General features: G+C 64.5%; 11 protein-coding genes. 3 read left to right on the top strand and 8 right to left on the bottom strand.

Going from position 1 to position 14,977, the window contains the following annotated elements:
- Position 1 precedes the first annotated feature (1 nt).
- The 5 genes from ACVOMF_RS12135 to ACVOMF_RS12115 all read right to left on the bottom strand — a co-directional run bounded on the left by ACVOMF_RS12135 (position 2) and on the right by ACVOMF_RS12115 (position 6,999).
- The gene (locus ACVOMF_RS12135) at positions 2–985 is read right to left on the bottom strand and encodes an AAA family ATPase (RefSeq protein WP_481509516.1); all 984 of its coding nucleotides are present in this window, start codon (positions 983–985) and stop codon (positions 2–4) included.
- Positions 986–1,001: 16 nt separating this feature from the next.
- Positions 1,002–1,703 carry a DUF4159 domain-containing protein gene (locus ACVOMF_RS12130; protein WP_481509529.1) on the bottom strand — a complete coding sequence of 234 codons (702 nt, stop codon included), beginning with the start codon at positions 1,701–1,703 and terminating at the stop codon, positions 1,002–1,004.
- A 254-nt stretch (positions 1,704–1,957) separates the two neighbouring features.
- Complete coding sequence (locus ACVOMF_RS12125; protein ID WP_481509515.1) at positions 1,958–3,292, bottom strand: TldD/PmbA family protein; 1,335 nt, start codon at positions 3,290–3,292, stop codon at positions 1,958–1,960.
- Positions 3,293–3,313: 21 nt separating this feature from the next.
- Positions 3,314–4,948: a TldD/PmbA family protein gene (locus ACVOMF_RS12120; RefSeq protein ID WP_481509514.1), complete on the bottom strand. Its 1,635-nt coding sequence runs from the start codon at positions 4,946–4,948 to the stop codon at positions 3,314–3,316.
- Positions 4,949–5,370: 422 nt separating this feature from the next.
- Positions 5,371–6,999, bottom strand: a complete 1,629-nt coding sequence (locus ACVOMF_RS12115) for a TldD/PmbA family protein (RefSeq protein ID WP_481509513.1) — start codon at positions 6,997–6,999, stop codon at positions 5,371–5,373.
- 153 nt (positions 7,000–7,152) lie between these two features.
- On the opposite strand from ACVOMF_RS12115, the gene ACVOMF_RS12110 reads away from it, so the two are divergent.
- Both ACVOMF_RS12110 and ACVOMF_RS12105 read left to right on the top strand, forming a co-directional pair.
- Positions 7,153–7,803: a DUF938 domain-containing protein gene (locus tag ACVOMF_RS12110; RefSeq protein WP_481509512.1), complete on the top strand. Its 651-nt coding sequence runs from the start codon at positions 7,153–7,155 to the stop codon at positions 7,801–7,803.
- Positions 7,804–7,836: 33 nt separating this feature from the next.
- Positions 7,837–9,738 (top strand): M61 family metallopeptidase, encoded by a 1,902-nt coding sequence (locus ACVOMF_RS12105; protein WP_481509511.1) that lies wholly within the window; start codon positions 7,837–7,839, stop codon positions 9,736–9,738.
- Between the two features lie 154 nt (positions 9,739–9,892).
- Here ACVOMF_RS12105 and ACVOMF_RS12100 read toward each other — a convergent pair whose 3' ends face one another.
- From ACVOMF_RS12100 to ACVOMF_RS12090, 3 genes are read right to left on the bottom strand one after another with little or no spacing between them, the layout of a single operon-like run.
- The gene (locus ACVOMF_RS12100) at positions 9,893–12,145 is read right to left on the bottom strand and encodes a TonB-dependent receptor (protein ID WP_481509510.1); all 2,253 of its coding nucleotides are present in this window, start codon (positions 12,143–12,145) and stop codon (positions 9,893–9,895) included.
- A gap of 17 nt (positions 12,146–12,162) precedes the next feature.
- Complete coding sequence (locus ACVOMF_RS12095; RefSeq protein WP_481509509.1) at positions 12,163–13,383, bottom strand: MFS transporter; 1,221 nt, start codon at positions 13,381–13,383, stop codon at positions 12,163–12,165.
- Positions 13,373–13,759, bottom strand: coding sequence for a hypothetical protein (locus tag ACVOMF_RS12090; RefSeq protein ID WP_481509508.1), 387 nt, complete (start codon positions 13,757–13,759; stop codon positions 13,373–13,375). The genes ACVOMF_RS12095 and ACVOMF_RS12090 overlap by 11 nt, the downstream gene beginning before the upstream one ends.
- A 136-nt stretch (positions 13,760–13,895) precedes the next feature.
- Here ACVOMF_RS12090 and ACVOMF_RS12085 point away from each other — a divergent pair, with 136 nt between their 5' ends.
- Positions 13,896–14,849 (top strand): helix-turn-helix domain-containing protein, encoded by a 954-nt coding sequence (locus ACVOMF_RS12085; RefSeq protein WP_481509507.1) that lies wholly within the window; start codon positions 13,896–13,898, stop codon positions 14,847–14,849.
- The last annotated feature ends 128 nt before the right edge of the window (positions 14,850–14,977 follow it).

Here is a 14,977-nt window from a genome sequence, read left to right as displayed (position 1 = left end):
ATCAGGCCGGGAACGGCACCGCGCGCAGCAGCGCGGCGATCACGTCATCGGCACTCTTGTGCTCGGCCTCGGCGGCGAACGACAGCAGCAGGCGATGACGCATCACCGGTGCCGCCAACGCCTGCACATCCTCGCGGGTGGCGGCGAAGCGGCCCTGCAGCAGGGCGCGTGCCTTTGCCGCCAGCACCAACGACTGCCCGGCACGCGGACCGGCGCCCCATTTGATCCAGTTGTTCACTTCGGCAGGTGCGCCGTCGCCAGGGCGGCTGGCGCGGACCAAGCGGGTGATCCAGCTCAGCAGGTCGGGGCTGATATGCACTTCACGCACGGCGGCCTGCAGTGCCTTCACTGCTTCGGCGTCCATCACCTTGGGCACGGCGCCGCTGTGGCTGCCGGTGGTCTGGGCGAGGATGTCGCGTTCTTCGGTTTCGCTCGGGTAGTCGACGTGTACATGCAGCAGGAAGCGGTCCAGCTGGGCTTCCGGTAGCGGATAGGTACCTGCCTGCTCGATCGGGTTCTGCGTGGCCAGCACGAAGAACGGCGAGGGCAGGGCGTAGGTCGTACCGGCATAGCTGACGGTGCGCTCCTGCATCGCTTCCAGCAGGGCTGCCTGGGTCTTGGGCGGGGTGCGGTTGAGTTCGTCGGCCAGCAGCAGGTTGGTGAAGATCGGGCCCTGCTGGAAGCGGAACGCGCGCTTGCCGGTGCCATGGTCTTCTTCCAGCAGCTCGGTGCCGAGGATGTCGCTGGGCATCAGGTCGGGGGTGAACTGCACGCGGCGGAACTGCAATTCAAGCGCCTGGCCGAGCGAGCGCACCAGCAGCGTCTTGCCGAGGCCAGGCGCACCTTCCAGCAGGCAGTGGCCGCCGGCCAACAGGCCGATCAGCAATTGTTCGACAACCTCGTGCTGGCCAACCACGGCCTGTGCGAGCGCGCTGCGCAGCTCGTTCAAGCGCGGCAGCAAGGAGTCCAGATCGGGGGCAGTCATGCGGTCACCTGTGGGGTCAATGCGTCAGTGCGTACATCACGATGTTCACGCCGAACTTGGTGTTGTCTTCGGCCAGGAAGCGTTTGTTGCGCCAGTCGTAGTCCCATTCGCAACCGTAGTCCTTGTTGCTGTAGAGCACGCCCAGCCGGCCATCGATCTCGATGCCCTTGAGGTAGTCGTGGACCAGGTCATCGCCCCAGCCATTGAGCTCGAAGCCGGTGGCCGGTGGGCCCTCGGGGAACTTGAAGAAGCTGTTGTAGATGGCGTGGGTGTTGGGCAGTTTCTTCATTGCGTTGGCGCCGAAGATGCTGCGCATCTGTGCTTCGAAGGAGGTGGCGAACAGGCCGTCGATGTCGTGGTTGCAGTCATCGACGAAGACGAAGCCGCCGTTGCGCACATAGCGCTCGAAGTTGCGGCGCTCTTCCGGATTGAACTCGACCAGCTTGTGGCCGGCGAGATAGCAGAACGGTGCGGCCAGCATCTTCGGGTCGGACAGCGCGATGACGTGTTCCTTGGGGTCCACGCGCAGCGTTGTGTAATCGACCAGCGAGGTGATCAGGTTGGACGGCATGCGCGCGTCCACGTCCCAGTCACCGGAGTCGTAGCGCAGGCGGGTGAACCAGAAGTCGTAGCGGCTGGCCTGCGCGCTTGCGATGCCCGGCAAGGCGGCGCTCACCGCGCCGCCCAGCAGCAGGTGAAGGAATTGCGCTCGCGTCAGACAGGGTGGGGACAAGGGCGAAAATCTCGAAGTACTCGAGCCCCTCTCCCGCGTGCGGGAGAGGGGTTGGGGTGAGGGCGCTCTTGAAGCACGTAGAGCAAAAGCTCCCTCATCCGCCCCTTTCGGGGCACCTTCTCCCGCAGGCGGGAGAAGGGATGAAGCAACTGCAACTGCTAAAGCAAAAAGCCAAAGCTAAAAGCCAAAGCTAAAAGCCAAAGCTAAAAGCCAAAGCTAAAAGCCAAAGCTAAAAGCCCTTACACCGCATCCGACAACGAGGTAAACGTAAAGTCACGCAGCTTCATCGGCGGGATCATCATCACGAAGCTGGACTCATCACCAGCCACACGCACCGGCTTGCCCAGCTCGTCGATGTTGTTGAGCATGATCACCGGCGATTCGTTGAAGCGGAAATTCTTCACCGGGTGCTTGATCTGGCCGTTCTCGATGTAGAACGTACCGTCGCGGGTCAGGCCGGTCAGCAGCACGGTCTGCGGGTCGACCATGCGGATGTACCAGGTGCGGGTGACCAGGATGCCCTTCTCGGTGCCACGCACCAGTTCGGCGATCGACTTGGTGCCGCCGCTCATCAGCAGGTTGCCGGCGCTGGCCTTGGCCGTTTTGCCCTGCTTCTGTGCCCAGTAGCGCGAGTAATCCAGATTGGCGACCTTGCCGTCCTCGATGATGGCAACGCGTTCGCGCGGCAAGCCCTCGCCATCCCACGGCAGCACCGCTGCGTCCGGATGCCACGGGTCGGCGAACAGGTTGACCTTGCTGTCGTAGACCTGCTCGCCCAGCTTGTTGCCGCCGCCCTTCTTGGACAGGAAGCTGCGGCCTTCATCGGCCGAGCGAGCGTTGAAGAAATTCATCATGAAGCTGATCAGGCCAGCAGCGGCCGCCGGCTCCAGGATCACCGTGTACTTGCCCGGCTCCAGTGCCTTGGCTTCGGCCGATTCGGTGGCCTTGCGCTTGGCGATCTCGATGTCCTGGTCGGCTTTGAAGTCGGCAGCGTTGGCGAGATTGCGGCCAACCCAACCCGAGCCGCGGCCGTCTTCGGTACGCACGGTGCAGGTGTAGTTGAAGTTGGTGGTCTTCTGGTAACCGAAGTTGCCATTGCTGTTGGCGATGGCGACGAAGCCATTGCCGTCTTCCAGGAAGCCGGCGGCGATCAGGCCGTGGCCACGGCAGGGGGTGATGGAGTCAGCGGCCACCTGGGCGCGGAACTCCGGGGTGATTGCCGCGGTCGATTCGCTGAAGGTCGGGCTTGAGCGGTATTGCTGCTTGCCGATGGCCGGCATGAACTCCGGGTTCTCCGGTGCCAGTTTGGCCAGATCCTCGGCACGGCGCACAACGCGCTCCAGCGAGGCGTCGTCGAACTCATTGATCGAGGCGGTGCCGACGCGCTTGCCGAAGGCAACCTGCACGGCCAGTTCGGCGTTGCTGACGATGCCACTGGTGGAGACGTTGTTCAGCGCGAAACGGATGTTGCCGTCGACCGAGCCGGCCAGCGTGGCGGTGCATTCATCGGCCTTGGACAGCGCGATGACCTTGTCCAGGATGGCCTTGGCTTCCTGTTCGGTGAAGATGCTCATGGTTCAGAAGCTCCTTGACGATCAGCCGAGGCTGCGCGCGGTATTGATGACGTTGATGCCGTCGAAACGGGCGGTGGACGAGCCGTGCGACACGGCCGAGACCTGGCCCGGCTGGCCCTTGCCGTCGAAGAACGAGCCGCCCAGGCGGTAGTCGCGTTCGTCGGCGATGGCGCTGCAGGCGTTCCAGAACTCCGGCGTGCGGATCTGGTAGGCCACGTCCTCGAGCATGCGGGTGATCTGGCCGTTCTTGATTTCATAGAACAGCTGGCCACCGAACTGCGCGTTGTAACGCTGCTGGTCGATGGAGAACGAACCGTCACCGATGATGTAGATGCCGTTCTCGACGTTCTTGATCATGTCGGCCACCGACAACGGGGTCTTGCCCGGCGCCAGCGACACATTGGCCATGCGCTGGAACTGCACGCTGGACCAGGAGTCGGCGTAGCAGCAGCCATCGGACTCGGTCTTGCCGAGGATATGCGCCTGGTCACGGATGGTCTGGTAGTCGACCAGCTTGCCGTCGCTGATCAGCGGCCAACGCTTGGTCTTCACGCCTTCGTCGTCGTAGGCGACCGCGCCGAGCGAGCCCGGTTGGGTCTTGTCAGCGAAGATGTTGACCTTGTCGCTGCCGTACTGGAAGCGCTGCTCGCGCTTGTCCAGGGTGGCGAAGCTGGTGCCGGCGTAGTTGGCTTCGTAGCCGAGCACGCGGTCCAGTTCCAGCGGATGGCCGACGGCTTCGTGGATGGTCAGCCAGGTGTGCGACGGGTCCAGGACCAGGTCGTACTTGCCCGGCTTGACCGACGGTGCCTTGAGCTTTTCCTGCGTCTGCTTGGCGGCGGCGATGGCGTCTTCGCGCATGTCATAGGACTGGCCGTAGACAGTGACGCCGTTGGGCAGCACGGTCTTGCCGGAGGCGTCGCCATCCAGGTATTCGTAGCCCAGGCCCATCGGCGAGGACAGACCGGCGCGGGTGCGGAACTTGCCGCTGGCCTTGTCGATGGCGGTGACCGTCATCGGTGCCCAGATGCGGTGCACGTCCTGGTCGATGTAGGAGCCGTCGGTGGAAGCGAAGTACTTCTGCTCGTTGACCAGGAACAGCATGGAGTTGACGAAGCTGGCGCCGGCGCCGATGGCGGCGGCGTTCACGCCCAGCAGCAGATCGGCCTTGTCCTTGATCGGCACTTCCATCGCGTTCTTCTTGATCGGCGTACGCCAGCTGACCTCGCCGTAACCGGGTGCCTTGGCGAACTGCACCGGCGCGGTCTGCACCTTGGCATTGGCCTTGGCGATGGCGGCGGCCTGCTGCGCGGCCTTGACCACGCCGGCCGGGCTCAGGTCATTGGTGGCGGCAAAGCCCCAGGCGCCGTTGACGATGACGCGGATGCCGGTGCCGGTGGACTCGGTGTTCACCACGTTCTGGACCTTGTCCTCGCGGGTGATCACGAACTGGCGCAGGTAGCGGCCGATGCGTACATCGCAATATGTGGCACCGGCGGCGCGTGCGGCATTGAGCGCGTCATCGGCCAGGCGCTTCTTGATGGCCGGATCGAGCACGGTCAACAGTTGTTCGGCGGCGATGGCCTTGCCGAAGAAGGACGGCACCATCAGGCCGCCAGCGGTAAGCCCGGTAAGGGCTAGGAAGTCACGTCTCTGCAAGGCTGCTCTCCACGGGGCAAGGCCCGCGAGGCGGGCGCTACGGCAACAAACGACGGTGGCTTCGCGGTGTTCTGCGAACTGTTCGATTTTTGCGGTCAGGTGTTTGCAGCGGTAGTGACTTTAGGCATGGACTGGCGATTTATTTGGGGTTTCTGCGAACAGCTCACCCCTCCCCAACCCTCCCCTTCGCTGCGCGAAAGGGAGGGGGCACAAGCAAAGGTCGTAAGCAGTTCCGCGATTGCACGGACCGCTCCCTCCCTTTCGCGCAGCGAAGGGGAGGGTTGGGGTGGGGTTTGCTCTGGCTCTCGCTCTTGCTTTGACTTTGGCGGTAGCGGTAGCGGTTGCTTTGCTTTGAAAGCCCCTTTCCCGCTAGGCGGGAGAGGGGTTGGGGTGAGGGCAAGCTCCTGCCCCTGCTTCGAGCCTTACCCCAACGACCGCGCCGTATTGATGATGTTCACTCCATCAAAGCGGGTCGTCGCCGAACCGTGTGACACCGCTGATACCTGCCCTGGCTGGCCCTTGCCGTCAAAGAAGGAACCGCCCATGCGGAAGTCGCGTTCATCGCAGATCGTGCTGCAGGCATTCCAGAACTCCGGCGTGCGGATCTGGTAGGCCGCATCCTCGACCATGCCGGCGATCTCACCGTTCTTGATCTGGTAGCAGAGCTGCCCACCAAACTGCGCGTTGTAGCGCTGCTGGTCGATGGAATACGAACCACGGCCGTGGATGTAGATGCCGTTCTCTACGTCCTTGATCATCTGCGCTGGGGTCAGCGGCGTCTTGCCCGGCGCCAGCGACACATTGGCCATGCGCTGGAACTGCACGCTCTTCCACGAGTCGGCATAGCTGCAGCCATGCGAGGCGGTCTCACCAAGGATATGCACCTCGTCGCGGGTGGCCTGGTAGTTGACCAGGATGCCGTCCTTGACCAGATCCCACTGCTTGGTCTTCACACCTTCATCGTCGTAACCCACCGCGCCCAAGCTGTAAGGCACGGTCTTGTCGGCGGTGAAGTTGACGATGTCGCTGCCCCAGCGGAAACCGGCCTCGCGCTTGTCCAGCGTGGCGAAGCTGGTGCCGGCGTAGTTGGCTTCGTATCCCAGCACGCGGTCCAGCTCCAGCGGATGGCCGACATTCTCGTGGATGGTCAGGAACAGGTTGGACGGGTCCAGCACAAGGTCGTACTTGCCCGGCTTCACCGATGGCGCGGTGAGCTTGGCGCGCGCCTGTCTGGCGGCGGCGATGGCATCTTCCACCGGATCATAGGAATGACCGTAGGCCACCACGCCGCCGGGCAGCTGGTGCTTGTCGGCGGCGTTGCCGTCGAGGAATTCCCAGCCCATGCCGGCAGGCGCCGACAGCCCGGCGCGGGTGCGGAACTTGCCGCTGGCCTTGTCGATGGCGGTGGCGGTGAAAGGCAGCCAGATGCGGTGCACGTCCTGGTCGATCCACGAGCCGTCGCTGGAGGCGAAGTACTTCTGCTCGTTGACCAGGAACAGCTGCGAGTTGATGAAGTTGGCGCCGGCATTGATCGCCGCCGCATTGATCGACAGCAGCAGATCCACCTTGTCCTTGACCGGTACCGCCATCGCGTTCTGGCGGATCGGCGTCTTCCACTGCACCTCGCCCACGCCCGGCGTGGGTGCCAGCTGCACCGGCTTGGTCTGGATCTTCGCGTTGGCGCGGGCAATTGCAATCGCCTGTGCCACCGCGGCCGCTACGCCCTGCGCGGTGGACTGGTTGCTGGCGGCAAAGCCCCAGGCACCATTGACGATCACGCGGATGCCGACACCGGCCGACTCGCTGTTGGTGACGTTCTGCACCTTGTCTTCGCGGGTGACGATGGCCTGGTTGAGGTAGCGGCCGATGCGCACGTCGCAGTAACTGGCACCGCCCTGCTTGGCCAGCGCCAGCACGGTGTCGGCCAGCAGCTTCTTCTTGGCCACATCGGCCGGGGCCAACAGTTCTTCGGCGGCAATCAGCTGTGCATTGGGCAGCATGAAGCCGGCGAGGCCGAGGCCGGAGAGCGAAAGAAACTGGCGGCGTTGCATGAGGGGCGGAACTCCAGAGCCAGCGATGCTGCGCATCGCACAAGACCCTTGAATCTCGGTGGCGCGGGGGTTCACGCACAAGTGACCATGGTCATGCATGGCGCCAAACAGGCACTGCGGCACAATCTGCTTCGTATCCCGAGGCCCAGAACCATGACCAGCAAGCCGTACTCCGAATCCTGCGAGCGCAACAGCGCGCCCATCCTGCAGGTGCTGCAGCAGCACCTGGACCAGGCCCGCACTGTGTTGGAGATCGGCAGCGGCACCGGCCAGCATGCCGTGCACTTTGCCGCTGCGATGCCATGGCTGCGTTGGCAGGCCAGCGATCACCGCGACTATCTGCCCGGGATGCGCCAATGGCTGGACGAGGCGGCGCTGCCGAATACGCCTGCGCCGCTGGAACTGCAGGCAGTGATTGGCGAAGGCCCGCAGCCCTTGCCACCGCTGCCGGTGCATGACGGCGTGGCCGGCTTCGATGCCGTATTCACTGCCAACACCCTGCACATCATGGGCTGGGAGGAGGTGCAGGCGCTGTTCGCCGGGCTACCGTCGCTGATGGCGCCAGATGCGTTGTTCATCGCCTATGGCCCGTTCAACTACAACGGCGCCTTCACCAGCGATAGCAACCGCAACTTCGACGGCTGGCTGAAGGCGCGGGACCCGCGCTCTGGCATCCGCGATTTCGAGGCCGTCGATGCCTTGGCGCGCGCGCAGCAGCTCGAGCTGCGCGAGGACGTGGCGATGCCGGCCAACAACCGCTGCCTGGTATGGCGACGGATGCCGGTTTGGAGCCGGGCGGGCTAGGATGCGAAGACTTCAGGCAAGGGGCGGGGCGTGATGCAGGGACGTAAGTGGTTGGTGGCGATGGTGCTGGGCCTTGCTCCGCTGGCATGTGCGCAGGCGCAGCCGTTGGACGCGCGGGCAGCGGCGATGCAGGTGCAGACAAGCTATCCAGGCGTGATCGAGCTGGAGGTGGATGCCAGCGACATACAGCGCCGTATCCAGCGCGTGCACCAGCGCATTCCGGTATCGACCGGTGCGCTGACCCTGTGGTATCCGCAGTGGATACCAGGCAATCACGCGCCAACTGGCCCGATCAACCAGATGGCCGGGCTGGTCATCCGCGGCAACGGCCAGGTGCTGCAATGGACGCGCGATTCCGGCGACATGTATGCGTTCAAGCTGCAGGTGCCGGAAGGCGTCGGCGTGCTGGATATCGAGTTCCAGTACCTGTCACCGACCGCCAGCGATCAGGGCCGGGTGGCGATGACGCCGAACATGCTCGACCTGCAATGGCACCGGGTGCTGTTGTACCCGGCCGGCTATGACGCGCGCGGCATCCAGGTCAAACCCAGCCTGCGTTTGCCCGACGGCTGGCAGAGCGGCACCGCGCTGGATATTGCACAGCGCAGCGGCGGCAATGAGCAGTACGCACCGGTGTCGCTGATGACCTTGATTGATTCGCCGGTATTCGCCGGCCAGTACTTCAAGCGCTTCGCGCTGGACGAAACATCCAAACAACCGGTGTGGCTGGACGTGGTCGGCGAGAACCCGCAGGGCCTGCAGGCCGATGCCAGGGTGCTGGATGCGCATCGCGCGCTGGTGCACGAGGCCGATGCGGTATTCGGTTCGCGCCCATACACGCGCTACAACTTCCTGCTGGCGGTATCCGACGTGTTCAGCGGCATCGGTCTTGAACATGCGCAGAGCAGCGAGAACGGCATGCACGACGGCTATCTGCGCGGCGAGCGGCCCTTCCTCGACAACGACCTGCTGCCACACGAATACGCCCACGCCTGGGTAGGCAAGGCATGGCGTCCACGCCCGACCTGGGTGCCGCATTACAACGCGCCGATGCACAACGACGAGTTGTGGATGTACGAAGGCCAGACACAGTACTGGGCGGTAGTGTTGGCTGCGCGCTCAGGGCTTTGGAAGCCGGACTACGCGATGGCGATGCTGGCACAGCTGCAGGCCAACTACGCAACACAGCCGGGCCGGCAATGGCGCGACCTGCACGACACCGTGCACCAGGGCATCCTCGACTTCAATTCCAAGCCGCAGGCATGGGCCGACTGGCAGCGAGCGTTCGAGTTCTATAACGAGAGCACGCTGCTATGGCTGGGCGTGGATGCACGCCTGCGCAGCCTGTCGAAAGGAAAAGTCACGCTGGACGATTTCGCCAAGCGCTTCCACCAGGGCGGAAAGCAGGGTGAGATTCGCCTGTATGACCGCGCCGATGTGATGCGGGGCCTGGAAGCAGTGCAGCCCGGCGACTGGGATGCCTTCATCGGCAGCCGCCTGGATGCCCGCGATGGCAAGGCGCCGGATGGTTTGGCCGCTGCGGGCTGGGAGCTGTACTTCGACGACCAGCCGAATCTGGTGGTTGCCGATGGCGAGGCCGATGGCGCTACCGACCTGCAGTATTCGCTGGGTTTGAAGATCGGCAGTGATGGCGTGCTGCAGGCCGTGGGTTGGGACAGCCCTGCATTCAAGGCAGGCTTGGCCAAGGACGTGACGATTGTTGCGGTAAATGGCCTGGCCTACAGCGGTGGGCGTATCAAGCAGGCGCTGATTGATGGCAAGCAGAACGGCACGCCGATCGAGTTGATCGTGCGCCAGGCGGACAGCTTCCGTACCGTGCGCATCGATTACCGCGAGGGACTGCGGTATCCGCATCTGCGGCGGATTGAAGGGACGGCGGATTTGTTGACGCGGATCTTGGCGGCCAAGCGGTAACGGGCCGCCTCCCTCTCCCGCTGGGAGAAGGTGCCCCAACGGGGCGGATGAGGGTAAGAGCGAAGCCTCGTGAAAAGTATCGCGCGGGCTTCGCCCCAACCCTCACCCCAACCCCTCTCCCGCAGGAGAGGGGCTTCAAGCGAAAGCAACAGCCTCAGTATTCGATCCGATACCCAACCCCGAACGTCCGCCCCTGCGCCGGTACGCTCGACAGCTTGCCGTAGGTCGCTTCCGCCTGCTGGCCATACACCGTCTTGTAGTCGCGGTCCGCCAGGTTGTAGACCCCAACACTGAAGCGCCCGCCAGCCAGCGGCAATTCACCAATCAGATCGAACACCGCATAGCCACGGATTTTCGCCGCCGGTGTTGCGCGGATGCTTGGGCTGACCGAGGCCAGCTGCGCATCACGCCACGCATCATCAGTGCCACCGACGGCCTGGCCTTGCAGGCGCAGAAGACTATCGTTGGCAAAGCGCCATTGCCCATGCACGCCAGCCTTCAACGGCGATACGCGGAACGCGTTGAGTTCGCGCCATTGGCCGGCGGCATCACGGTACTGGCCATGGGTGCTGGCCACGCTGGCACCCAGCTCCAGCTGCGCGGTAGGCGTGTAGCGCAGGTTGGCTTCCACGCCGTAGACGCGCTCGTCGGTGTCGGCCACTGACACGCTGTAGTTGCGGTTGAACTGCACGGTCTTGTCCGAGCGGTTGTAGAACGCGGTCACCGCACTCTGCAGCTGCGTGTTGTTCAAGCGCCAGCCCAGCTCGTAGTTGTCGACCTTGATCGGGCCGATATTGCGGCTGTCGATGACGAAGTTGGCTGGCACGTCACGCAGCATGCGCTGCGTATCGGGCAGGCTGAAGCCCTGCGAGAAGTTGGCGAACAACTGCTGCGCATCGCTGAACTTGTAGACCACGCCGGCATTGAACAGCGTCTGCGAATGCCGCACGCGGCCACCGGCCAGCAGCTGCGGCTGATAGCCGGCCACCGCGTCGGCAGTGATCGCCTCGGTGTAGGGCAGTGAATCGTCCACGTTGTTGCGCAGGATCTGGTGGCGCACGCCGGCCTGCACGCTGAAGCGTTCGCTCAGTGCATGGTCGGCCTGCAGGAACAGGCCGGTGGTGTCCACGCGCACATCCGGGCCCATCGCGTACTGCGCGGTCGGCACGTAGTTCAGGCCGTTGCTGGCGATGAAGCGGTTGATGTCGTACATCTGGCCGCGCTGGCTGTCCTCTTCGCGCTCATGGTCAACGCCGTAGGACAGCTGCAGGCTGCGCCCGCCGATATCGAAGCCCTTGTGCAGGGCACTGCGCAGGCCCCAGACGTCGATGTCGGTATTGGACTGCATGGCCACATAGGCATAGCCGCCGGGCAGCGCCGGATGCACCAGCGTCGATACCGACGGGAACCAGCGGCCCTGCTCATTGCGGTAATAGGCTTCCACGCTCAGCTCCTGGCCGCCGAACACATCGCGGTTGCGGTATTGCGCATTGACGCCCTGGTGGCGGGTGCGCGGCTGTGCGTTCAACTGCAGGCCATCGACGGCATTGTGGCTGGGCTGGTAGGCGGGATTGAACAGCACTGCCAGGCGCGGGCCGTAGTCCGGGCCGTAGTCGCTGTCCTGCTGGTCGTCATACCAACGCAGGCCCACGCTGAGCTGCTGGGCCGGGCTAAACGCCCATTCAAGGCGCGCGTTGAGTTCCTTGGTCTCGGTGTCCTGGCGGTCGGTCTGGGCGATCTCCGGGCCGATGCGGCGGCCATGCGCGTCCAGCGATGCACCCTGGCGGCCATAGGCGATACCGAAGGCACCGCTGAAGGTGTCACCACGCACGGTCATGGTCTGCGCGGCGTTCCAGGCCAGGTTGTCGCTGGATACATCCGAGGGCGTGCGCAGGCCGAGCTGGCTGGCCAGCTGCACCGGCACATCACCCGGCTGCAGGGTGATGATGTTGATGATGCCGCCGCTGGCACCGGCGCCGTATAGCGCGGTGGCACCGGAGATCACCTCGATGCGCTCGATCATCGTCGGCGAGATGCTGTTGAGCTGGCGCGAGCCGTCGCGTGCGCCGGTCAGCGGCACACCATCGATCATCACCTGCACGCTGCGGCCACGCATGGTCATGCCGTAGTTGCTGGTGGTGCCGCTGGCCGGGGCCAGTGACGGCACCAGCTGGCCGAGGATGTCGGCGGTGCTGCGACCGGCAGCGGTCTGCTGGGCGATCTGCTCACGCTCGATGGCGTACACGGTGCCGGCGATCTCGGCCACGCTGCGTGCGCCGCGCACGGCGGTGACGCTGACGGCATCCAGCTGGCGGGTGCCGCTGGTGGTGTTGGCCTGTGCTGCCAGCTGGCCACTGATGGCCAGGCTCAGCAGGGCGAGCGGAAGCGTTGCTGCGGTATGCCGCATGGTGTCCTCGGAACGTATCAGGGAGAAGAAGGAGAGGGCGCGAAGCGGCGCAGCAGGGGCTGGCACAACAGCAACCCAAGCGCGGAGACGATCACCAGCGCCACGTAATAAGCGGGGTAACCCAGGCCCTTGGCGAGGAAGCCGGACAAGGCACCACCGATGAAATAGATCAGCAGTTCGAAGCACACCAGCAATGTGAAGTCGGTGCCGGCCTGCTCGCGCGAGCTGATCCGCATGAACAAGGCATACAGGCTGGTCATGGCGACATAGCGCAGGGCGAGCAGGGCGATCACCAGCGCGCCAAGCCCAAACTGCGATGAGGCAAGCACTCCGCTGTACAGCAAGGCGGCCAGCAGCACATACAGCAGCGTGCGCCACCAACCGGCGTGCATCAGCAGCTGTTCGGCGCTGCGCTGCTTGAGTAGCCAGGCCGCGCCCACCGCAGCCAACATGCCAACGCCGGCACCGCCCACCGAGATCAGCAGGCCGATCTCGGTCAGGCTCCACTTCTGGTCGACCAGCAGCGGATTGACCATCGCCATCGCCGGTGCTTCCACCATGCGATACAGGACGATCAGCAGCAGCGCCCAGCGCAGCTCGGGCCGGCGCAGCGCACGCAGCACACTCGGCCGCTGGCTGGCCGCTGGCCGTGGCACCTCGTTGATCTGCTGCACGGCGAACAGGGTCAGGGCACTCATCGCCGCCAGGCTGAGCAGGGCCACGTTCCAGCCGCGGGTTTCGTACAGCCACAGCACACCTGCGCCGCCGACCATGCTGCCCAGCGCCACGCCCACGCTCTGCGCCATGCTGCCGAGGCGGTGCTCGGCCGGTGCCAATGCTTCCACCGTATAGCCATCGATGGCGATGTCCTGGGTGGCGGCGATGGTGGAGATCCACATGCCGACCAGCACGAACACGGTCAGGCCATGGTCCAGGCCGGTGAAGGCCAATACCAGGATGCCGACCAGCAACAACAACTGGGTCAGCCACAACCAGCTGCGGCGACGGCCCAGGGCCGCCAGATGCCAACGGTCCACCAGCGGCGCCCACAGGAACTTGAACGCCCACGGCAGGTACAGCAGCGACAACATGCCGATCCAGCGCAGGTCCACGCCCTGGCTGCGCAGGATGGCGGGTACCGCCACGTTGTAGAAATACAGCGGCAGCGCATGGGCCATGTACAGCACCACGATCACGCCCAGGCCGAAACGGGAGGCAGCGCCGTGTTCAGTGCGCATCGGCCTGCTCCAGCTGTTGGCCGATCCAGCGCATGCCATCGGCGGCGTCGGTGGTGACGTAATAGGGCACGCCCCAGGCCGCATGCAGGGCCGGCGTATCCAGCCGCTGCTGCTCGCCCGCGCTGCTGGCGATGCGCACCAGACCCTTGCAGTAAACGCGGAAAGCGGGTTTGTGCTGCTTGTACCAGAGCGCCTGGATGGCGCGGTAATCCTCGCTGAAGCTGGCACCGGGCACGGTGCTGGCGATGAAGTAGAACGGTGTGGCGGCCACGATCAACGCTTCCACGCGCTGCAGCCAGTGGCGGATCTCGTCCGCGCTGACCGCATCGTGGAAGACGGCGCGGACCACGGCCGCCTGCTTGATCGTCAAACCCATTGCCACTGACCTTCACTGAATACGGGGCAGGGCCGTCCATACGTGACCCCTCAAATAAGAATAGTTATCAATACCATTGAAAGTTTAGGCGCAGCGAAGGAAAATTTAGGCAGGACCACATTCCGGGATGCCCTGCATGCAGGTTTTCACCTGCGCCGAACTGATGACCGCAGCCCACGCGCTGGGCGGGCAGGTTGATTTCAATGCCGGCATGGCCGACGCCACACCGGTGCTGGCCGGCTGGCAGCAGGTGCACGCGCTGGACGATGGCGTGTCGCTCTACCTGAGCCGCAGCCGCGACATGGTGGGCGGCTGCAGCCACAACCGTCTGGCACCGGGCATCACCGCCGGCTTCCTGGTGGATGGCGAGGCCGACGTTGCCATCGGCACGCATCGCTTGCGGCTGGAGGGTAACCATCGGCGCATGCCGACCATGCTGGTCCACCTGCGCGAGGAGGACAGCTTCCAGCGGCATTGGCAGGCTGGACGACACGAAGGCAAGGTCAGCCTGCACCTCAGCGATGACTGGTTGCAACGGCAGTTGCAGGCCGATTCCCGTGGCAGTGCCCGATTGGCACGCGTTTGTAATGGCCATGCCGACAACCATGCATGGCGGCCGCCGGCGCCGTTGTTGCAGCGGGCGACGCAACTGCTGGAGAACAAGACCGGTTCGCTGCCATTGCTGCGCCGCCTGCAGCAGGAGAGCTTTGCCCTGGAACTGGCGGCGGACGTGCTGCAGACACTGGCCAGCGAAGGCAGCGAGAAGCCTTTGGGTGCGCGCCTGCAGCGCTGCGTCACCCGCCTGCAGCAGTGGTTGCACAGTGGAGAGGCCGACACACTGAGCATCGCGCAGATGGCGCGCCAGCTCGGCACCAATGCGGTGGACCTGCAGCGTGGCTTCCAGCATTGCCATGGCCAAAGCATCGCCAACTACCAGCGCGAGCTACGGCTGGAACGCGCCCGCCAGGCACTGCTGCGCCAGCGCGTTCCCGTGGATGTAGCTGCCACCATCGCCGGCTATGCGCACACCAGCAGCTTCAGCGCCGCGTTCAAGCGCCAATACGGCACATCACCCTCGCAGCTGAAGTAGCGTCCGCTGTTTGGCTGTTTGTAGGAGTCAACTGTCTTGAGCGCCTTCGGCTATACCGGCTGCCCAAGGTGCGTTGTCACGCTTCATGGCATTGAGCCTGGTCAGGTATTTGCGCATACAGGCGGTGA

The organism is Stenotrophomonas sp. STEN022, from assembly GCF_056760155.1.
This window is presented reverse-complemented; position numbering and strand designations above follow the sequence as displayed.